This window comes from Arthrobacter oryzae, assembly GCF_030812315.1.
GTDB classification, from domain to species: domain Bacteria; phylum Actinomycetota; class Actinomycetes; order Actinomycetales; family Micrococcaceae; genus Arthrobacter; species Arthrobacter oryzae_B.
In genome coordinates, this window is sequence record NZ_JAUSSM010000001.1 from 130,127 (window position 1) to 148,255 (window position 18,129).

An 18,129-nucleotide genomic window follows, 5' to 3' on the forward strand; every position below is an offset into this window, starting at 1 on the left:
ATGAATTATGGGAATCCGTAAATATAAGCCGACTACCCCGGGCCGTCGCGGCTCGAGCGTAGCGGACTTCACTGAAATCACGCGGTCGACGCCGGAAAAGTCGTTGGTACGTCCCCTCCCGAAAAAGGGTGGCCGTAACAACACCGGTAAGATCACGACCCGTCACAAGGGTGGTGGCCACAAGCGCCAGTACCGTCTGATCGACTTCCGTCGCCACGACAAAGACGGCGTTGACGCCCGCGTTGCCGAAATTGAGTACGATCCGAACCGTACGGCTCGCATCGCCCTCCTGCACTACGTTGATGGCACCAAGCGTTACATCATCGCCCCGAACAAGCTGTCCCAGGGTGACTTCGTAGAGGCCGGTGCCAACGCTGATATCAAGCCTGGCAACAACCTGCCCCTGCGCAACATCCCGGTGGGTACCGTTATCCACGCAGTTGAACTGCGTCCGGGTGGCGGCGCCAAGATGGGCCGCTCCGCCGGCGCATCGATCCAGCTCGTTGCTAAGGAAGGCCGCTTCGCCCAGCTGCGTCTGCCTTCCGGCGAAATCCGCAACGTTGACGTGCGCTGCCGCGCAACGATCGGCGAGGTCGGCAACGCCGAGCAGTCGAACATCAACTGGGGCAAGGCCGGCCGTATGCGGTGGAAGGGCGTTCGCCCGACCGTCCGTGGTGTCGCCATGAACCCGGTTGACCACCCGCACGGTGGTGGCGAGGGTAAGACGTCCGGTGGACGTCACCCCGTCAACCCGAACGGTAAGCGTGAGGGCCGCACCCGCCGCCCGAACAAAGAGAGCGACAAGCTTATTGTGCGTCGTCGTCGTACTGGCAAGAACAAGCGATAGGAGCCTGGACACATGCCACGCAGCCTGAAAAAAGGTCCTTTCGTTGACCAGCACCTCTTTGTAAAGGTGGACAGGGAAAACGAAAAGGGCACCAAGAACGTCATCAAGACCTGGTCCCGCCGCTCGATGATCATCCCCGACATGCTCGGGCACACGATCGCCGTGCACGACGGACGCAAGCACATCCCGGTGTTTGTCACCGAGTCGATGGTCGGGCACAAGCTCGGCGAATTCGCTCCCACGCGGACATTCCGCGGCCATGTCAAGGACGACCGTAAGGGCAAGCGCCGCTAGGCGCCTGCACTTACGTCAAAGACGAGAGAAGGAAAGCAATGGAAGCCAAGGCAATTGCGCGTCACATCCGCGTAACGCCTATGAAGGCCCGGCGCGTCGTCAACCTTGTTCGTGGTAAGCAAGCGAACGAGGCTCTGGCAATTCTGAAGTTTGCCCCCCAGGCAGCTTCTGAGCCGGTATTCAAGGTAGTTCAGTCGGCAATCTCCAACGCCCGGGTCCTCGCGGACCGCGACGGCGTGGCGTTTGACGAAGGTGACCTCATCATCAGCGAAGCGTTTGTTGATGAAGGCCCGACCATGAAGCGGTTCCAGCCGCGTGCCCAGGGTCGTGCATTTCAGATCAAGAAGCGCACGAGCCACATCACCGTGGTAGTCGCTACCCCGGAGAAAGAGGAGGCTCGCTAAGTGGGACAGAAAGTTAACCCGCACGGGTTCCGACTCGGCATCACCACCGATCACGTATCGCACTGGTTTGCTGACAGCACCAAGGCCGGTCAGCGGTACAAAGACTTCGTTCGCGAAGACATCCGTATCCGCCAGCTCATGTCCACGGGCATGGAGCGCGCCGGTATCGCCAAGGTTGAAATCGAGCGCACCCGCGACCGTGTCCGCGTGGATATCCACACGGCACGTCCGGGCATCGTTATCGGCCGCCGCGGTGCAGAAGCAGACCGCATCCGCGGCGAGCTCGAAAAGCTCACCGGCAAGCAGGTTCAGCTGAACATCCTCGAGGTCAAGAACCCCGAGATGGAAGCACAGCTTGTTGCCCAGGGCGTTGCAGAGCAGCTGACTTCCCGCGTGGCATTCCGCCGTGCGATGAAGAAGGCAATGCAGTCCGCACAGCGTGCAGGTGCCAAGGGCATCCGTATCGCTTGCTCCGGTCGACTGGGTGGCGCTGAAATGTCCCGCTCGGAGTTCTACCGCGAAGGCCGTGTGCCCCTGCACACCCTGCGTGCGAACATCGACTACGGCTTCTACGAAGCCAAGACCACCTTCGGCCGCATCGGCGTGAAGGTCTGGATCTACAAGGGTGACGTCACCTCCAAGGAACTGGCTCAGCAGGCAGCTGCTGCTCCGTCCCGCGGCCGTGGTGCCAGCGATCGCCCGGGCCGCCCGGGTGGCGCTGACCGTGGTGACCGCCGCCGTCGTACCGACCGTCCGGCAGCGGAGGCAGCTCCGGCTGCTGAAGCTCCGGCAGTTGAGGCTGCACCTGCTGCAGTAGAAGGAGGACAGGCTTAAATGCTTATCCCACGTCGAGTCAAGCACCGTAAGCAGCACCACCCGGGTCGTTCCGGCGCTGCTACGGGCGGCACCAGGGTCTCCTTCGGTGAGTGGGGCATCCAGGCTCTGAGCCCGGCATATGTCACGAACCGTCAGATCGAATCTGCCCGTATCGCGATGACCCGCCACATCAAGCGTGGCGGTAAGGTCTGGATCAACATTTACCCGGACCGTCCGCTGACGAAGAAGCCTGCCGAAACCCGCATGGGTTCCGGTAAGGGTTCTCCGGAATGGTGGGTCTCAAACGTCAAGCCGGGCCGGGTTCTCTTCGAACTCTCCGGTGTCAGTGAAGAGGTAGCTCGCGAGGCCCTGCGCCTGGCAATCCACAAGCTGCCGTTGAAGGCACGCATTGTGCGTCGCGAAGGTGGTGAGTAGAAATGGCAGTAGGATCCAAGGAACTTGCATCCGCACAGCTGGACGGTTTCGACAACGAGCGTCTCGTTGAAGAACTCCGCAAGGCCAAGGAAGAGCTGTTCAACCTGCGTTTCCAGTCCGCCACCGGTCAGCTGGAGAACCACGGTCGTCTGCGCGCGGTAAAGAAGGACATCGCACGCATCTACACCGTTCTCCGTGAGCGCGAGCTCGGCATTCGTGCCGAGGTAGCCGCACCGGTTGTGGAAGCCAAGGAAGAGAAGAAGTCCAAGAAGGCTGCAACCAAGAAGGCCGACAAGGCTGAAACGGTTGAGGCCGAGGAGGATGCCAAGTGAGTGAAAAGGACGAGAACGTGACGGAAACTGTTTCCGACGCAGCCAAGGCTGACGAGCGCGGTTACCGTAAGACGAAGCGCGGCTACGTCGTCTCGGACAAGATGGAAAAGACCATCGTTGTCCAGGTCGAAGACCGCGTGAAGCACGCCCTTTACGGCAAGGTCATCCGCCGCAACACGAAGATCAAGGCCCACGACGAAGAGAACACCGCCGGCATCGGCGACCTCGTTCTCCTCGCCGAGACCCGCCCGCTGTCCGCTACCAAGCGGTGGCGTCTGGTGGAGATCCTCGAAAAGGCCAAGTAGCCCCTGAGCCGGACCTGTCCGGCCCAGGTCATTACTGACCAGGAAGGCCCGTTCCCCGCGAGGGGAGCGGGCCTTTTTCGTGTCGTGTCCTGGCCCCGTCCTGGCCCTTGCCAGGTCCAGGCCCGCGCCGGTTAGTCTCCGGGGGCTTCAACGTGCTAAGATTTTGAGTTTGTATGGCGCCGTTCGTGCGCCGTCATCAACCTCGTAAATAATCGTGCCACGGCATAGTGCCCCCTTGCGCCCCGATCCGTCGGAATCGCCTGGGAAGCAAATGTTTTTGGCACGGGAGTTTAGGCCTGGTCTGGCAAAATCCAGGCAGGTCAAGAGACACCCCGATCAACCGTTCCGCAAGGCTCATTCCGTAGGAAGATTTTCGGTCTGAGAACCAGCGCGACGCAAGGAGTAAATAGTGATTCAGCAGGAGTCGCGACTCAAGGTCGCCGACAACACGGGTGCTAAGGAAATCCTTACCATTCGCGTTCTCGGTGGATCTGGCCGTCGCTACGCAGGCATTGGCGACGTTATCGTCGCTACCGTCAAGGACGCAATTCCGGGCGGCAACGTAAAGAAGGGCGATGTCGTTAAGGCGGTCATCGTCCGTACCAAGAAGGAACGCCGCCGTGCGGATGGTTCCTACATTAAGTTTGACGAGAACGCAGCTGTGATCCTGAAGAACGACGGTGACCCCCGCGGTACCCGTATCTTCGGACCGGTTGGTCGTGAACTTCGTGACAAGAAGTTCATGAAGATCGTTTCTCTGGCTCCGGAGGTGCTCTAGTCCATGGCTAAGATCAAAAAGGGTGACCTCGTTCAGGTCATCACTGGCGCCAAGGCTGAGCGCGGCGGCGACAAAGGCAAGCAGGGCAAGGTTCTGCGCGTATTCCCGGAGACCAACCGCGTGTTGGTTGAAGGCATCAATCGCGTAACCAAGCACACCAAGGTCGGTCAGTCGCAGCGCGGCACCAAGACCGGTGGCATCGAGGTCGTCGAGGCTTCAATCCACATCTCCAACGTGGCTCTGGTTGACCCCTCGACCAAGAAGCCCACCCGCGTCGGTTTCCGCACCGAGACCGTTGAGCGCGATGGCGTGAAGCGTGAAGTGCGCGTTCGCGTGGCCAAGAGCTCCGGGAAGGACATCTAATGACTGAGACTCTCGAGACTCCGGCAAGCAAGATCGTTCCTCGTCTGAAGACCAAGTACGCGGATTCCATCAAGAGCACGCTCATCGAGGAATTCAAGTACGAAAACGTCAACCAGGTTCCCCGTCTGGTCAAGGTCGTTGTGAACATGGGTGTTGGAGATGCCGCCAAGGACTCCAAGCTGATCGACGGCGCTGTCCGCGATCTGACCCTGATCACCGGTCAGAAGCCGCAGGTAACCAAGGCCCGCAAGTCGATCGCACAGTTCAAGCTGCGCGAAGGCATGCCCATCGGTGCACACGCAACTCTGCGTGGGGACCGCATGTGGGAATTCCTGGACCGTCTGGTCACGCTGGCACTGCCGCGTATCCGTGACTTCCGGGGCCTCAGTGGCAAGCAGTTCGATGGCAACGGCAACTACACCTTCGGTCTGACCGAGCAGGTTATGTTCCACGAGATCGACCAGGATTCCATCGACCGCGTTCGCGGTATGGACATCACCGTCGTGACCACCGCCAAGACCGACGACGAAGGCCGCGCGCTGCTCAAGGCGCTTGGTTTCCCGTTCAAGACCGAAGCTTAATCTAGCTACATAGAAGGTCCGGCCTTGCCGATTCCCCAAGGGGATGGCAGGGCGGAAACCGTTATGAGGAAGGGCAAGAGCCCAACATGACCATGACAGATCCCGTCGCAGACATGCTTACGCGTCTGCGCAACGCAAACTCGGCATACCACGACACCGTGACTATGCCGTACAGCAAGCTCAAGGCACGCGTTGCCGACATCCTGAAGGCCGAAGGTTACATCGCCTCCTGGAAAGAAGAAGACGCTGAAGTCGGCAAGAAGCTGACCCTCGAGCTCAAGTTCGGTCCGAACCGCGAGCGTTCAATCGCTGGCGTTCGTCGTATTTCCAAGCCGGGACTCCGCGTTTACGCGAAGTCCACCAACCTGCCGCACGTGCTCGGTGGCCTGGGTGTCGCAATCCTGTCCACCTCTTCCGGCCTCTTGACTGACAAGCAGGCCGGCAAGAAGGGCGTGGGCGGCGAAGTCCTCGCTTACGTCTGGTAACGGGAAAGGAAGAGAATAATGTCACGTATTGGACGTCTCCCCATCACCGTTCCTGCCGGCGTTGAGGTCAAGGTTGACGGCTCTGTCGTCAGCGTCAAGGGTTCCAAAGGCGAGCTGAGCCACACTGTGGCCAGCCCGATCGAGATCACCCTGGAAGATGGCACCCTGACTGTCGCCCGCCCGAACGACGAGCGCGCCTCACGTTCGCTGCACGGCCTGACCCGCACCCTGATCGCCAACATGATCCAGGGTGTCACCGCAGGCTACGAGAAGAAGCTTGAGATTGTCGGTACCGGTTACCGCGTCCAAGCCAAGGGTTCTGACCTGGAGTTCGCTCTGGGCTACAGCCACCCGGTTAATGTCTCGGCACCGAACGGCATCACCTTTGCAGTAGAGTCCCCGACCAAACTCTCTGTTTCAGGTATCTCCAAGCAGCAGGTCGGCGAGGTTGCTGCCAACATTCGCAAGCTGCGGAAGCCGGACCCCTACAAGGGCAAGGGCATCCGCTACGCCGGCGAAGTCATCCGCCGCAAGGTCGGAAAGGCTGGTAAGTAACCATGGCCATCGCAATTAACAAGAAGCGTACGAACAAGAGCAAGTCTGCTTCACGCAGCCGCCGCCAGCTTCGTATCCGCAAGCGCATTTCCGGAACGGCTGTACGGCCTCGTCTGGTCGTCAACCGTTCCGCACGCCACGTATTCGTCCAGGTTGTCGATGACACCAAGGGCCTGACCGTAGCGAGCGCCTCCACACTGGAAGCCGACCTTCGTGCATTCGATGGTGACAAGACCGCCAAGGCCAAGCGCGTTGGCGAACTGGTCGCCGAGCGTGCCAAGGCTGCCGGTATCGAAGCAGTTGTCTTCGACCGCGGTGGTAACAAGTACCACGGCCGGATCGCCGCCGTCGCTGACGGCGCACGTGAAGGTGGGCTGTCACTGTGACCGAAAATAACGAAAAGGACATTGTGTCTGCAGATCAGAAGGCGACTGAAGCCGTAGCTGCTCCGGCAACTGAGACCGCTGCGCCTGCTACCACTGACGACCGCCGTGGTGGCGCTCGTCGTGGCGAGCGTGGCGACCGCGGCCAGGGCCGTGGCGACCGTGGTGGCCGTGGTGGCCGCGATGGCGGCCGCGAAGCCGAAAAGAGCCAGTTCGTAGAGCGCGTTGTAACCATCAACCGTGTTTCCAAGGTCGTCAAGGGTGGTCGTCGCTTCAGCTTCACCGCCCTCGTCGTCGTCGGCGACGGCAACGGTATGGTCGGCGTTGGCTACGGCAAGGCTAAGGAAGTTCCTGCCGCAATCGCGAAGGGCGTTGAAGAGGCCAAGAAGTCCTTCTTCCGCGTTCCCCGCATCGGCAGCACCATCCCGCACCGCGTTCAGGGTGAAGCCGCCGCAGGCGTCGTCATGCTGCGTCCGGCTTCCGCCGGTACCGGTGTTATCGCCGGTGGTCCGGTCCGTGCAGTACTGGAGTGCGTGGGCATCCACGACATCCTCTCCAAGTCGCTCGGTTCCTCCAACGCCATCAACATCGTTCACGCGACCGTTGATGCCCTGAAGCGCCTCGAAGAGCCGGCAGCAGTGGCAGCACGCCGCGGCCTCCCGCTCGACGAGATCGCTCCGCCGGCAATGGTGAAGGCTCTCCTGAACCAGAAGGCAGGTGTCTGAGTCATGGCTAAGAACCTGATTCCCTCCGACGCTCAGTTGGAGATCACTCAGATCAAGTCCGCCATTGGCGGCAAGCAGAACCAGCGCGACACCCTTCGGTCCCTCGGCCTGAAGCGGATCGGACACACCGTTGTCCGCACCGCCGATGCCGTGACCGTTGGAATGCTCAACACGGTTCCGCACCTGGTAAAGGTAGAGGAGGCGAAGTAAATGGCAGAGAAGAACACCGCCGAAAAGGCACAGGGCGCCGCTGCTGAGAAGCAGAACGCACTGAAGGTTCACCACCTGCGTCCCGCCCCGGGTGCCAAGACCGCCAAGACCCGTGTTGGTCGTGGTGAAGGTTCCAAGGGTAAGACCGCCGGTCGCGGTACCAAGGGTACGAAGGCCCGTTACCAGATCAAGGCTGGCTTTGCCGGCGGCCAGCTGCCGCTGCACATGCGCCTGCCGAAGCTGCGCGGCTTCAAGAACCCGTTCCGGGTCGAGTACCAGGTTGTAAACCTGGACAAGCTCAACGAGCTGTTCCCGGAAGGTGGCGCAGTCACCGTGGAGAACCTGGTCGAAAAGGGTGCCGTTCGCAAGAACCAGCCCGTCAAGGTGCTGGGCACCGGCGACATCACCGTCAAGGTAGACGTCACGGTCCACGCATTCTCGGCCAGCGCCGCAGAAAAGATCGCAGCAGCAGGCGGAAGCACCACCGCCCTCTAATAGGGGACGGCGGGGCAACTGCCCGTTGTGAGAACTCCCGGTACGCGGGGCCCAGGCCCTGCGTACCGGGAGTTTTTTCTCATTTTGGACCTCACCGATTGTTCGCGGGACGCATCAACCCGTTAGACTCGGTTGTTGGGTTTTATTGACCTTTCTCACACGACTTTATAAACCAATCAGGAGGACGCTTGCTTAGCGCATTTGGCCGGGCCTTTCGCACGCCTGATCTGCGACGCAAGTTGTTGTTCACGCTGGGAATCATCACGCTCTTCCGCTTGGGTGCCTTCATCCCCTCGCCCGGTGTGAACTACCAGAATGTCCAGCAATGCTTGCAGAACGGTCAGACCTCGGGCGGGATCTACCAGCTCGTCAATCTGTTCAGCGGCGGTGCATTGCTGCAGGTGTCCATCTTCGCCCTGGGCATCATGCCGTACATTACGGCCAGCATCATTGTGCAGCTGCTCCGGGTAGTCATTCCCCGGTTCCAGCAGCTGTACGAAGAGGGCGCGTCCGGGCAATCCAAGCTGACGCAGTACACGCGTTACCTGACCATCGCCCTGGGCCTGTTGAACGCCACGACGCTGGTGTCGCTGGCACGTTCAGGACAGCTGCTGCCCAACTGCCAGCTGGATATCATTCCGGATGCGAGTGTCATCACCACGATCCTCATCATCATCACACTGACGGCCGGCACCGGCCTGATCATGTGGATGGGCGAGCTCGTCACGGAGAAGGGCGTGGGCAACGGTATGTCGCTGCTCATCTTCACCTCCATCGCCGCCAGCTTCCCGACGTCCCTCGGAGCCATCTGGACCTCGCAGGGCCCGGGCACTTTCTTCATGGTGCTGGCGATCGGTTTGCTCACCGTGGCCCTCGTGGTGTTCGTGGAACAGTCGCAGCGACGCATTCCCGTGCAGTACGCCAAGCGCATGATTGGCCGGCGGACCGTAGGCGGGACCAGCACGTACATCCCCATCAAGGTGAACATGGCCGGCGTCGTGCCCGTCATCTTCGCATCCTCGATGCTGTACCTGCCGGGCCTGATCTCGCAGTTCAACCAGCCGAGGCAGGGCGAACCGATTCAGCCGTGGGTTGAGTGGATCAACAACAACCTCACGCGGGGTGACCACCCCATCTACATGGCGCTCTATTTCGCCATGATTGTTTTCTTCACCTACTTCTATGTCGCAATCACTTTCAATCCTGAAGAGGTTTCCGACAACATGAAGAAGTACGGCGGCTTCATCCCGGGTATCCGGGCCGGTAAGCCGACGGCGGACTATCTGCAGTACGTCCTATCCAGGATCACCCTGCCCGGCGCCCTCTACCTGGGCTTCGTGGCATTGATCCCGCTGGTCGCCTTGGTCCTGATCAATGCCAACCAGAACTTCCCGTTCGGTGGCACCTCGATCCTGATCATGGTGGGTGTCGGCCTGGAAACGGTCAAGCAGATTGACGCACAGCTACAACAACGTCACTACGAAGGGCTTTTGCGATGACGAGAATGCTGATTATCGGACCTCCGGGTTCAGGCAAGGGAACGCAGGCGGATCGGATCTCCGAGCGCCTCGGCGTCGTTGCGATCTCCACCGGCGACATCTTCCGCGCCAACGTCAAGGGTGAGACGCCGCTGGGCGTCGAGGCCAAGAAGTACATGGATGCCGGCGATTTCGTGCCGGACAGCGTTACCAACAAGATGGTGCGCGACCGCCTCAGCGAGGACGACGTCGAAAGCGGCTTCCTCCTGGACGGATACCCGCGCACCACCGCACAGGTGGACTACCTCGATGAGATCCTCGCCAAGGGTGAGCAGAAGCTGGACGTTGTCCTGCAGCTGACCGCCGATGACGAGGAACTGGTGCACCGCCTCCTGGGCCGCGCCAAGGACACCGGCCGGAGCGACGACAACGAAGCCGTCATCCGCCACCGGCTGGACCTGTACCACGAGCAGACCGAGGCCGTTGTGGCCAAGTATGCCGAACGCGGCATCCTCACCCAGGTTGACGGCATCGGCGCCATCGACGAGGTCACCGACCGCGTGATGGAAGCCATCAAGGCAGCACAGGCAGCCTGATCCAGGATTAGCCGGGCTCCGAGGCGCATGCCGGAACCCGGCCCGCCTTCAGTGCCAGCAAGGGCGCGTCCCGTACCATCGTGTACGGGACGCGCCCTTCCTTGTCTAGGGCGCCCCTATTGTGGGCGGCGCCGCCCTTGGCGGAGGCCGTCAGGCGCTCACGCCGGAACCGGGAATCACCGGGCGCATTGTCTGTGGGGAGATACTGCATGAACCAGACCCTTGCGGGGGCGGCGAGGATCGCCGGCCTCGAAGTCTATGTGCCGCCCGGGCGGCTGGGAACCGGACAACTGGAGCAGCAGCTCGCGGCCGCCAGCCCCGGTTTCCGCGTCCCGAAGGGCCTGATCGGCAGGCTGACGGGCATCCGGACGCGGTCGGTGATGGCCGTGACCGAGCAGGCTTCCGACCTTGCGGCCGTCGCCGCGGCCAAACTGCTGGCGGACCAGGGACTGCAGCCCGCCGACGTCGACCTCCTCCTTTTTGCCTCGGCAAGCCAGGACATGGTGGAACCGGCCACCGGCCATATGGTCGCCGCAAAACTTGGCATGGACTGCCCCGTGATGGACGTCAAGAACGCCTGCAACAGCATCCTGAACGGCCTCGAGGTGGCCGACGCCCTGATCGGATCCGGCCGGTACCGTCGCGTCCTGCTGGTCAGCGGCGAATCGCCGTCCCGGGCCGTGCGCTGGTCCGTTCCGGACCAGGACACGTTCGCTGCGGCCTTCCCCGGCTACACCATGAGCGACGCCGGGTGCGCGCTGCTGCTGGAACCGGCAGACCCCGACGACGACGCCGGGTCCCGAGTGCTGGGCATGGGGTTCACAGCCAAGAGCAGCCACTGGGCCGTGGGAACGCTCGCCACCGGCGGCTCCGTGGCTCCGAGGGACCCAGAGGCCACGTACTTCAACATGGACGGCGAAAAGCTCAAGGACGCGTTCCTAGACCTGGGCCGGGGCATCCTGGACGAGACCCTGGCACGGCTGGGCCTGGCGTGGACGGACTTCGCCGTCGTTTGCGTCCACCAGGTGAGTGCCCCCTACCGGGACATCTTCGCCCGCGGGGCCGGGGTGCCGCAGGAGAAGCTTGTCCGGACCGTGGAGGATTTCGGCAACATGGCCTCAGTCAGCCTGCCGTTGCAGCTGAAGGTGGCGCAGGACCTGGGCCGGTGCGGCCCCGGCGACCTGGTGGCACTGGTGGGGCTGGCCGGCGGCGTGAGCCTGGGCATCGCCGTGGTGCGGCTGTGACGGCACCGTTGCCCGATAGCGAACCGCCGGTGCGGGCACTGTGTGTGGCGATGCCGGCCCTCAACGAGGAGAAGCTGATCCGCCAGTCACTGCAGGCGCTGGCCACGCAGCTGCACAAAGACTTCACGCTCGTGGTGGTGGACAACGGTTCCACGGACGCAACACAGGCAATCGTCGCGGACTTTGCCCGGATTCACCCGGCCATGGATGTCCGTCTGATCCACGAGCCGCAAAAGGGGACCGGGGCCGCCGCCGATACGGGCATGCGTTTCGGCGCCCTGAAGGGCGCGCGCTGGCTGGCACGCACGGACGCGGACTGCCTCCCCGCCCCGGACTGGACACTGCGCATCATGGAAGCGTTCGACGACGGCCTGGAAATGATTGCCGGGCAGTTGAACCCGCGGCTGGACGAAGGCCTGGGCCGGGCAAGCCGCTGGCTGATGCTGCTGGCGGTGGAAGTCGCCTCCTTCTTTGGCCGCATCCGCCCGGGCAACAAAGGGGAGGGCTACCTGGGTCCTTACCAGATGCTGCCCGGCTGCAACATGGCCATCACCGCGGAGCTGTACCTGCGGTCCGGGGGATTTCCCCGCACCAGCATCGAGGACCTGCATGAGGACCGTGCGCTTTCCAACAGCGTCCGCAAGCTCACGCGCGCCTATGCCCTCCGGCGCAACGTGGTGGTCTTCGGATCCTCGCGCCGGGTACAGGCCTGGGGCCTGCCCAACACCCTTGCCTGGTACGCGGACCACCGGTTCCGCCCCGACCACGTGGACATCCGGTGAGAACCGATCCGGCTCGGGCCGCGGCGACGGGAAGCCTTGCCGTCTGGGAGCGGCGGCTGCACACCGGAGCCCATCCGGTGGCCTACCCGCTGATCCGCGGGCTGGGGAAGCTCCGGCCCGTTGTCCGGCTGCCGGGCCTGGGCGTGCTGGTCAGCGAGGCCTCACTCGTCCGCGAAGTCCTGATGGACGCGAGCTATTCGAAGTCCGGCTCCAAGGCTTCAGGGGCGCTGTGGACACCCGTGGTGGGACCCCGCGTCCTGCTGAACATGCACGGGGAAGATCATCTTGAGCTGCGCCGCCGCCTGAACGGCCTTTTCACGCCGCGGGCCGTTGACGCCATCGTTGCCCCGGCCGGCGTACGGCTGCGCGAACGGCTGGCCGGCGGGCTGGCGAACGGTGGCTCCGTGGAGTTCGTCGGGCTGGTCAAGGAGCTGTCCGGGGGAGTAATCAGCAGGCTGCTGGGTGTCCGCGACGATGCGCCCGGCCGGCTGCCGGACACCGAGCTCTTCAACCTGGGCACGTCCATCACCTCGCTGGTGCGGCTGGGCCGGCCACAGCTGACGGCGCCGCAGGTGGCGAAGGCGAAGGCCGCCGTCGAAATTCTGGCCGGACCCGTGCGCAACGCCTACCGCAGTGACGATCCCGCCACCTTTCCGGGGCGGCTCCGTGTCCTGGGACTCAGCGAGGACGAAGCAGTGGGGATCGTCAGCGCCTTTGTGATCGCCGGGACCGAAACCCTGGTGTCCTACGTTCCGCGGCTCACCGCCATGCTGTTCGACGACGGCCGGGTGCCCGGGCTGGCAGCCGACCGCAGCGGCCTCCCGGACGCCGTCAACGAGGGCCTGCGGTACACGGCGCCGTCGCCGATGATGCTCCGCGAGGCGACGGCGGCCGGGCGGCTGGGCGGCGTCCGGATCAGGCCGGGGGACCGCATCCTGCTGTCCACCGTGCACGCGGTCAAGAGCCTGGGCGGCTTCGACCCGGCAACGCCAGTTCCCCCGGCGGCCCGCCAGCTGTGGTTCGGGGCGGGCGCCCACTTCTGCATCGGCATGCCTCTGGCGATGGCCGAGATCAACTGCGCGCTGGCCGCGCTGCTGGACGAGTACCGCCGGACCCCGTGGTCCATCCGCTCCCGGACCGTTAGCCGCAACGTGCTCATTCCGCACTACAAGTCCCTGGAGCTGACCCGTGCCAACTGACCTGCCGGATGACCTCATTGCCGCCGTGTACGATGCCGCATCGGAGTACCCGGACCATCCGGCCATCACGGCCCCAGGCAAACGCAGCGGAAGGCCCGGCAAGACGATCAGCTACCGGGACCTTGCTGCCGGGATCGAATCCACGGCCGCAGGCCTGCGGCGTGACGGCTTCGGCCCCGGGGAACGCCTGCTGTTTTCGGTACGGCCCGGTCCGGCGGCATTCACCCTCGCGCTGGCCGCCGTCCGGGCAGGCGGAGCCATTGTATTCATCGACCCGGGGGTTGGGCCCGAGCTGTTCCGGAAGAGGACCGCGCTGGCGTCCCCGCGGTGGGCGGCCTCCGAGTCCCTGCTCTATGCCCTCAGCGCGCGCGGCCCGCTCCGGCCCCTTGCCCGCCGGCGCGGCCTGCTGCTTCCGGACTACGGAGCAATGAGCGTCCGGCACTATCACTCCGGTCCGTGGCTTCCTGGAGTCCCGCCGAAGTCCATGGACATCCGTTCCCTGTCCCGAAGTGCGGCCCGCCGTGGCCGTAAGTACGACGGCGGCGCCCACGACGGCGGCGCTTCCGCCTCACTGCCGGCGATGGAGGCTGCGCCGGGGCAGGAAGCGGTCATCATCTTCACGTCCGGTACCACCGGGGACCCCAAAGGAGTGGTGCACAGCCGCGGGACCCTGGCGGCCGGCTTCGGCCAGCTGAGCACTCGCTGTACTTTCGCGGCCGGTGACCGCATCCATTCGGAGCAGCTGATGATGGGCCTGCCGGCCCTGATCGCGGGTGCCCACTGGACCATGCCGGCGTATGGGCTGTCCGCCGCGATCGATCCGCTGCGGTTCGCGGGCGAGCTGGGATCCTCGCCGGGGCATAAGGCGGCAACCCACGTGTTCCTGGTGCCCTCACAGCTGGCTCCGATCCTTGACGCCGTGGAAGCGGGACAGTTGGCGTGGCCGGACACCCTGAAGACGGTCATGCTGGGTGCCGCCCCGGTCCTGGCCCCATTCCTGGAACGGGCTGCCGGGCTCCTCCCCGGAGTGCGCTTCCATTGCATCTACGGCATGACGGAAGTGCTGCCCATCGCGATCGCCGACGGGCACGAGAAACTGGGCTTCGCGTCCGGAGGCACCGCCGAATTCCGGACGCCGGATGGCGCAGGGGAGGGCGACTACCTCGGCGAGCCCTTGCCGGGCGTGCGCCTCCGGGTGGCGGACGACCGCGAGCTGATCGTCTCCGGGCCGAACATGTGCCTGGGCTACCTCGGCGAGGACACCATGGACGAGCACGCCACCGGCGACCTCGTCCGGCTGGACCACGGCCGGCTGGTCCTGCTGGGGCGCAAGAAGGACATGATCATCCGCGGCAAGACCAACATCTACCCGGGCCTGTATGAGCCCGTCATTGCCGGCATTGACGGTGTTGGCCAGGCCGTGATGGTGGGCGTCCCGGACGGCATCGGCGACGAAGCGGTATGGCTTGCCATTGAACCGAAGCACGGTCGCAACCAGGAGGAGCTGCTGCGGACGCTCCTCCGCGCGCTGCCCAAACTCATCGACGAATCGGCGCTGCCTGACCGGATCGAGCTCATGTCGAAGCTCCCGGCGTCCGGCAGGCACCGCAAACCGGACCGCGTTGCCCTGAGGACTCGTTTCGAAGACCTGCGGTCACAAGGCCGCCCGCCGGAAGGGACGCCGTGAGGATCGCAGTGACCGGGGCAAGCGGTTTTGTCGGCGGAGCCGTTGCCGCTGCCGCCGAGGAACGCGGCTGGGAGGTGATCCGGTACGGCCGGCGCCGGCTCCCGGGCCTTAGCGTGTGGGACCTCAGCGCAGGGCCACTGTCCTCGCCGCCGAACGTTGACGCCGTCGTGCATTCCGGCGCGCATGTCGGCGACTGGGGACCGCCGCAGCTGTTCCACCGTGTCAACGTGCTGGGGACCGAGGCCGTTGCCGCGGCCTTCCCGCGTGCGCGGCTGGTCCACATTTCCAGCTCCAGCGTCTATCCGTGGTGGCAGCCGTGCGTTGACCGGCCGGAGGACGCGGTGGCGGGGCGGTACCTGAATGCCTACTCCAGTTCGAAGGCCCTGGCGGAGGCCGCGGCGGCGCGGCACGGCAACTCGGTGATCCTCCGGCCGCACGGCGTCTACGGCCCCGGCGACCGGACGCTTCTGCCGCGGCTCATCAGCAACGTGCACCACGGCCGGCTGCTGAGCGTCGGCGGCCCGGACATCCAGCACCAGCTGACGTCCATCGGCAACCTGGCCCTGGCAGCGCTCGCTGCCTGCACCTCGGAGGCGGCCGGAACCGTGAACGTCGCCGACCACCGCTCAGTGGCACTTGGCCAGGTCCTGCGGGAGGTACTGGACGCCACCGGCCGGTCCGACGTCGAACTCGGCTTCATCCCGATGCGGGCGGCGATGACGCTGGCGGCGTCCCTGGAGGCGATGGCGGGCGTGACGCGCAGGCCGCCGCGGCTGACGCGCTACGCCGTGAGCCAGCTCGGCTTCGAGCGGACCTACTGCACACGGCGGCTGCGGGAGGAGCTGGGAGTGGACCCTGTCCCGAGCAGCTTCGCAGGTGCGGGAGAATGGATCAGAGACCTGGGATGAACGCATCCCGCCAGCGAGACGAAGCACTGAGGTATATATGGCATTCGGACAGCCCCGCATTGAATACAAGACCAACGCCCAAATGCGCACCATGCATGAGGCCGGCCTGGTCCTGAGCCGCGCACTGGACGCTGCGGTTGCGGCTGCCACTCCCGGCACCACCACTGCGCAGCTGGACGCCGTATTCGCTGCGGTCCTGGACGAGGCGGGCGCCAAGTCCAACTTCCTCGGCTACCACGGGTTCCCGGCCACCATCTGCACCTCCGTCAACGAGGAAGTGGTCCACGGCATCCCGGGCAACCGTGTGCTGAACGACGGCGACATCATCTCCATCGACGGCGGCGCGATCGTGGACGGCTGGCACTCCGACTCCGCCCGCACGGTGATTGTGGGGACCCCCGATCCCGAAGACGTCCGGCTGTCCGAGGTCACGGAGGAAGCCATGTGGCGCGGCATCGCGGCGCTGGCCACGGGAAAGTTCGTGGGGGACATCGGCTGCGCCGTGGACGACTACGTCGCCTCCGTGCAGGGCAAGCCGCTGGGCATCCTGGAAGACTACGTGGGCCACGGCATCGGCTCCGAGATGCACATGGCGCCCGACGTGCTGAACTACCGCACCAGCCACCGCGGGCCCAAGATCCGTCCCGGGCTGTGCCTGGCGATCGAGCCCATGCTGGTCCGCGGCAGCATCGAAACCGCCGTGCTCGACGACGACTGGACCGTGGTGACCACCGACGGCAAGCGCTCCTGCCAGTGGGAGCACTCGGTAGCCGTGCACGAAAAGGGCATCTGGGTCCTTTCAGCGCCCGACGGCGGTGCGGAGCGGCTTGCGCCGCTGGGAGTAGTCCCCGTCCCGATCCCGTAGCGACGCGCAAATTTCCTTGCGACGCGCAAAATCCCTGGCGACACCGGAATAACGGTAGCGCCAGGGATTTTGCGTATCGAGGCACCGGAAGCGCGTCCTGCACAGGGGGCACAATGGACCCATGGGAGCGATTACCGATGTCCCCGGGATCCGGGTAGGCCATGTCCAGCGATCAGGATTCCACGGGCCCGACGGCGGTGACCCCAACGACGGCGGTGTCCCCAACGACAGCGGCTGGCTCACCGGGGTCACCGTGGTGCTGCCCCCGCCCGGAACCGTGGGTTCCGTGGACGTCCGCGGCGGCGGTCCGGCGACCTCCGAAACGGACGCCCTGGATCCCACCACGCTCTCGCAGCAGGTGGACGCCGTAGTGCTCACCGGCGGCAGCGCCTACGGCCTGGTCACAGCTCGCGGTGCCCAGCGCTGGTGCGAGGAGAACGGCAGGGGCCTCCCGGTGCCCGGCGGCCTGGTGCCGATCGTCCCCGCTGCGGCCATCTTCGACCTGGGCCGCGGCGGCAACTTTGCTGCCCGCCCGGACGAGGAGATGGGCTACGCGGCAACTGCCGCCGCTGCCGCGCAGCCGGAAGGTCACGACGTCGAACGCGGCAGCGTGGGGGCCGGCACCGGAGCGGTCATTGGCCGGGGGACGTACAAAGGGGGAGTAGGGACGGCTTCGGTCACTTTAGACAACGGGGTGGTTGTAGGGGCCCTGGCAATAGTCAATGCGGTGGGGATGCCGTTCGGGTCGAGGGGTGAGCCTGTTGAAAAATACGCCAACGCGGATGGTGAGTCTGGCATATTGCCGAAGCGGGCGGAACCCGGCAGCGTGCGTCTAAGCGGGGGCCACGACGGCCGGGTTCCCTCGTCGAGCTTGCGAGGCGAGGGGGCCGGTGGGGAGGAACGAGCGAGCACGCCGACGGTTTCGGCCGTTGCGGCGGAAACCGCAGAGGAACCGCCCCTGAACACGACGCTCGTCGTCGTCGCCACGAATGCTGTCCTCAGTAAGGCTGACTGCAAGCGGACCGCCTCGGCTGCCCACGCCGGCCTGGCCCGCGCGCTGAATCCGAGCCACACCCTGGCGGACGGTGACACCGTGTTCTGCCTGGCCACGGGCGCCGTCGAACTGGAGAGCGCCGGGACTCCGAGGCCGTTCAGCCTTATCGCGCTGCAGAGCGCGGCGGCCGACGTCGTGACCGAAGCCATCCTGGATGGCATCTCCCGGGCCGCGGGCATCACAACCCCGGCGGGTGAATTTGCTGCGTACGGCCCGGTAGTGCGCTACCATGGTCCGATTTAACATTCCTGCCAAGATGGCGTAATGTTGTCTGTTGGTTGTCTGCCCTGTTTGCGCCCTTTTGCGGT

General features: G+C 64.5%; 25 protein-coding genes. All 25 read left to right on the forward strand.

The genetic code is table 11. The features are described from left to right. Positions 1 to 7: 7 nt before the first annotated feature. The 25 genes from rplB to J2S97_RS00750 all read left to right on the forward strand — a co-directional run bounded on the left by rplB (position 8) and on the right by J2S97_RS00750 (position 18,064). Positions 8 to 847, forward strand: a complete 840-nt coding sequence (gene rplB, locus J2S97_RS00630; protein WP_104172031.1) for a 50S ribosomal protein L2 — start codon at positions 8 to 10, stop codon at positions 845 to 847. A gap of 12 nt (positions 848 to 859) precedes the next feature. Continuing rightward, positions 860 to 1,141 carry a 30S ribosomal protein S19 gene (gene rpsS, locus J2S97_RS00635; RefSeq protein WP_011692805.1) on the forward strand — a complete coding sequence of 94 codons (282 nt, stop codon included), beginning with the start codon at positions 860 to 862 and terminating at the stop codon, positions 1,139 to 1,141. A 38-nt stretch (positions 1,142 to 1,179) separates the two neighbouring features. Further along, on the forward strand, positions 1,180 to 1,545 hold the full coding sequence (gene rplV / locus J2S97_RS00640) for a 50S ribosomal protein L22 (protein WP_003803798.1): 366 nt from the start codon (positions 1,180 to 1,182) through the stop codon (positions 1,543 to 1,545). After that, entirely contained in the window at positions 1,546 to 2,379 is an 834-nt protein-coding gene (gene rpsC / locus J2S97_RS00645) for a 30S ribosomal protein S3 (RefSeq protein WP_104172032.1), read from the forward strand. Next, entirely contained in the window at positions 2,380 to 2,796 is a 417-nt protein-coding gene (gene rplP, locus J2S97_RS00650) for a 50S ribosomal protein L16 (protein WP_104172033.1), read from the forward strand. A gap of 2 nt (positions 2,797 to 2,798) precedes the next feature. Beyond that, positions 2,799 to 3,128, forward strand: a complete 330-nt coding sequence (rpmC, locus tag J2S97_RS00655; protein ID WP_307045597.1) for a 50S ribosomal protein L29 — start codon at positions 2,799 to 2,801, stop codon at positions 3,126 to 3,128. After that, a complete protein-coding gene (gene rpsQ, locus J2S97_RS00660) occupies positions 3,125 to 3,433 on the forward strand; it encodes a 30S ribosomal protein S17 (RefSeq protein ID WP_104172035.1) in 309 nt (102 codons plus the stop codon). Before rpmC ends, rpsQ begins: the two co-directional genes overlap by 4 nt. A 409-nt stretch (positions 3,434 to 3,842) precedes the next feature. After that, complete coding sequence (rplN, locus tag J2S97_RS00665; protein ID WP_003803789.1) at positions 3,843 to 4,211, forward strand: 50S ribosomal protein L14; 369 nt, start codon at positions 3,843 to 3,845, stop codon at positions 4,209 to 4,211. 3 nt (positions 4,212 to 4,214) lie between these two features. Continuing rightward, positions 4,215 to 4,574: a 50S ribosomal protein L24 gene (gene rplX, locus J2S97_RS00670; RefSeq protein ID WP_024366125.1), complete on the forward strand. Its 360-nt coding sequence runs from the start codon at positions 4,215 to 4,217 to the stop codon at positions 4,572 to 4,574. Further along, positions 4,574 to 5,155, forward strand: coding sequence for a 50S ribosomal protein L5 (gene rplE, locus J2S97_RS00675; RefSeq protein ID WP_011692799.1), 582 nt, complete (start codon positions 4,574 to 4,576; stop codon positions 5,153 to 5,155). Before rplX ends, rplE begins: the two co-directional genes overlap by 1 nt. Positions 5,156 to 5,241: 86 nt before the next feature. Next, positions 5,242 to 5,640, forward strand: a complete 399-nt coding sequence (gene rpsH, locus J2S97_RS00680) for a 30S ribosomal protein S8 (RefSeq protein WP_011692798.1) — start codon at positions 5,242 to 5,244, stop codon at positions 5,638 to 5,640. Between the two features lie 18 nt (positions 5,641 to 5,658). Next, complete coding sequence (gene rplF, locus J2S97_RS00685; RefSeq protein ID WP_307045602.1) at positions 5,659 to 6,195, forward strand: 50S ribosomal protein L6; 537 nt, start codon at positions 5,659 to 5,661, stop codon at positions 6,193 to 6,195. A 2-nt stretch (positions 6,196 to 6,197) separates the two neighbouring features. Beyond that, a complete protein-coding gene (gene rplR / locus J2S97_RS00690; protein WP_011692796.1) occupies positions 6,198 to 6,581 on the forward strand; it encodes a 50S ribosomal protein L18 in 384 nt (127 codons plus the stop codon). Continuing rightward, complete coding sequence (gene rpsE / locus J2S97_RS00695) at positions 6,578 to 7,303, forward strand: 30S ribosomal protein S5 (protein WP_307045605.1); 726 nt, start codon at positions 6,578 to 6,580, stop codon at positions 7,301 to 7,303. The genes rplR and rpsE overlap by 4 nt, the downstream gene beginning before the upstream one ends. 3 nt (positions 7,304 to 7,306) lie before the next feature. Then, positions 7,307 to 7,513, forward strand: a complete 207-nt coding sequence (gene rpmD / locus J2S97_RS00700; protein ID WP_056626615.1) for a 50S ribosomal protein L30 — start codon at positions 7,307 to 7,309, stop codon at positions 7,511 to 7,513. After that, positions 7,514 to 8,008: a 50S ribosomal protein L15 gene (gene rplO / locus J2S97_RS00705; RefSeq protein ID WP_011692793.1), complete on the forward strand. Its 495-nt coding sequence runs from the start codon at positions 7,514 to 7,516 to the stop codon at positions 8,006 to 8,008. A 188-nt stretch (positions 8,009 to 8,196) separates the two neighbouring features. Continuing rightward, a complete protein-coding gene (secY, locus tag J2S97_RS00710; protein ID WP_307045608.1) occupies positions 8,197 to 9,507 on the forward strand; it encodes a preprotein translocase subunit SecY in 1,311 nt (436 codons plus the stop codon). Positions 9,508 to 9,512: 5 nt separating this feature from the next. Beyond that, positions 9,513 to 10,082 carry an adenylate kinase gene (locus J2S97_RS00715; RefSeq protein ID WP_307046517.1) on the forward strand — a complete coding sequence of 190 codons (570 nt, stop codon included), beginning with the start codon at positions 9,513 to 9,515 and terminating at the stop codon, positions 10,080 to 10,082. A gap of 209 nt (positions 10,083 to 10,291) precedes the next feature. Next, entirely contained in the window at positions 10,292 to 11,326 is a 1,035-nt protein-coding gene (locus tag J2S97_RS00720) for a 3-oxoacyl-ACP synthase III family protein (RefSeq protein ID WP_307045610.1), read from the forward strand. Next, positions 11,323 to 12,108, forward strand: a complete 786-nt coding sequence (locus tag J2S97_RS00725) for a glycosyltransferase family A protein (RefSeq protein WP_307045612.1) — start codon at positions 11,323 to 11,325, stop codon at positions 12,106 to 12,108. The genes J2S97_RS00720 and J2S97_RS00725 overlap by 4 nt, the downstream gene beginning before the upstream one ends. Then, entirely contained in the window at positions 12,105 to 13,307 is a 1,203-nt protein-coding gene (locus J2S97_RS00730) for a cytochrome P450 (RefSeq protein ID WP_307045614.1), read from the forward strand. Before J2S97_RS00725 ends, J2S97_RS00730 begins: the two co-directional genes overlap by 4 nt. Continuing rightward, on the forward strand, positions 13,297 to 14,994 hold the full coding sequence (locus tag J2S97_RS00735; RefSeq protein WP_307045616.1) for a class I adenylate-forming enzyme family protein: 1,698 nt from the start codon (positions 13,297 to 13,299) through the stop codon (positions 14,992 to 14,994). The genes J2S97_RS00730 and J2S97_RS00735 overlap by 11 nt, the downstream gene beginning before the upstream one ends. Then, complete coding sequence (locus J2S97_RS00740; RefSeq protein ID WP_307045618.1) at positions 14,991 to 15,902, forward strand: NAD-dependent epimerase/dehydratase family protein; 912 nt, start codon at positions 14,991 to 14,993, stop codon at positions 15,900 to 15,902. The genes J2S97_RS00735 and J2S97_RS00740 overlap by 4 nt, the downstream gene beginning before the upstream one ends. A gap of 37 nt (positions 15,903 to 15,939) precedes the next feature. Then, positions 15,940 to 16,767: a type I methionyl aminopeptidase gene (map, locus tag J2S97_RS00745; protein WP_307045620.1), complete on the forward strand. Its 828-nt coding sequence runs from the start codon at positions 15,940 to 15,942 to the stop codon at positions 16,765 to 16,767. A gap of 121 nt (positions 16,768 to 16,888) precedes the next feature. After that, a complete protein-coding gene (locus J2S97_RS00750) occupies positions 16,889 to 18,064 on the forward strand; it encodes a P1 family peptidase (RefSeq protein WP_307045622.1) in 1,176 nt (391 codons plus the stop codon). The last annotated feature ends 65 nt before the right edge of the window (positions 18,065 to 18,129 follow it).

Bases quoted from the DNA above. Each gene is read 5' to 3' on its own strand.
- rplB (WP_104172031.1), top strand. From the start codon at position 8: ATGGGAATCCGTAAATATAAGCCGACTACCCCGGGCCGTCGCGGCTCG.
- rpsS (WP_011692805.1), top strand. From the start codon at position 860: ATGCCACGCAGCCTGAAAAAAGGTCCTTTCGTTGACCAGCACCTCTTT.
- rplV (WP_003803798.1), top strand. From the start codon at position 1,180: ATGGAAGCCAAGGCAATTGCGCGTCACATCCGCGTAACGCCTATGAAG.
- rplP (WP_104172033.1), top strand. From the start codon at position 2,380: ATGCTTATCCCACGTCGAGTCAAGCACCGTAAGCAGCACCACCCGGGT.
- rpmC (WP_307045597.1), top strand. From the start codon at position 2,799: ATGGCAGTAGGATCCAAGGAACTTGCATCCGCACAGCTGGACGGTTTC.
- rplX (WP_024366125.1), top strand. From the start codon at position 4,215: ATGGCTAAGATCAAAAAGGGTGACCTCGTTCAGGTCATCACTGGCGCC.
- rplE (WP_011692799.1), top strand. From the start codon at position 4,574: ATGACTGAGACTCTCGAGACTCCGGCAAGCAAGATCGTTCCTCGTCTG.
- rpsH (WP_011692798.1), top strand. From the start codon at position 5,242: ATGACCATGACAGATCCCGTCGCAGACATGCTTACGCGTCTGCGCAAC.
- rplF (WP_307045602.1), top strand. From the start codon at position 5,659: ATGTCACGTATTGGACGTCTCCCCATCACCGTTCCTGCCGGCGTTGAG.
- rplR (WP_011692796.1), top strand. From the start codon at position 6,198: ATGGCCATCGCAATTAACAAGAAGCGTACGAACAAGAGCAAGTCTGCT.
- rpmD (WP_056626615.1), top strand. From the start codon at position 7,307: ATGGCTAAGAACCTGATTCCCTCCGACGCTCAGTTGGAGATCACTCAG.
- rplO (WP_011692793.1), top strand. From the start codon at position 7,514: ATGGCAGAGAAGAACACCGCCGAAAAGGCACAGGGCGCCGCTGCTGAG.
- J2S97_RS00715 (WP_307046517.1), top strand. From the start codon at position 9,513: ATGCTGATTATCGGACCTCCGGGTTCAGGCAAGGGAACGCAGGCGGAT.
- J2S97_RS00720 (WP_307045610.1), top strand. From the start codon at position 10,292: ATGAACCAGACCCTTGCGGGGGCGGCGAGGATCGCCGGCCTCGAAGTC.
- map (WP_307045620.1), top strand. From the start codon at position 15,940: ATGGCATTCGGACAGCCCCGCATTGAATACAAGACCAACGCCCAAATG.
- J2S97_RS00750 (WP_307045622.1), top strand. From the start codon at position 16,889: ATGGGAGCGATTACCGATGTCCCCGGGATCCGGGTAGGCCATGTCCAG.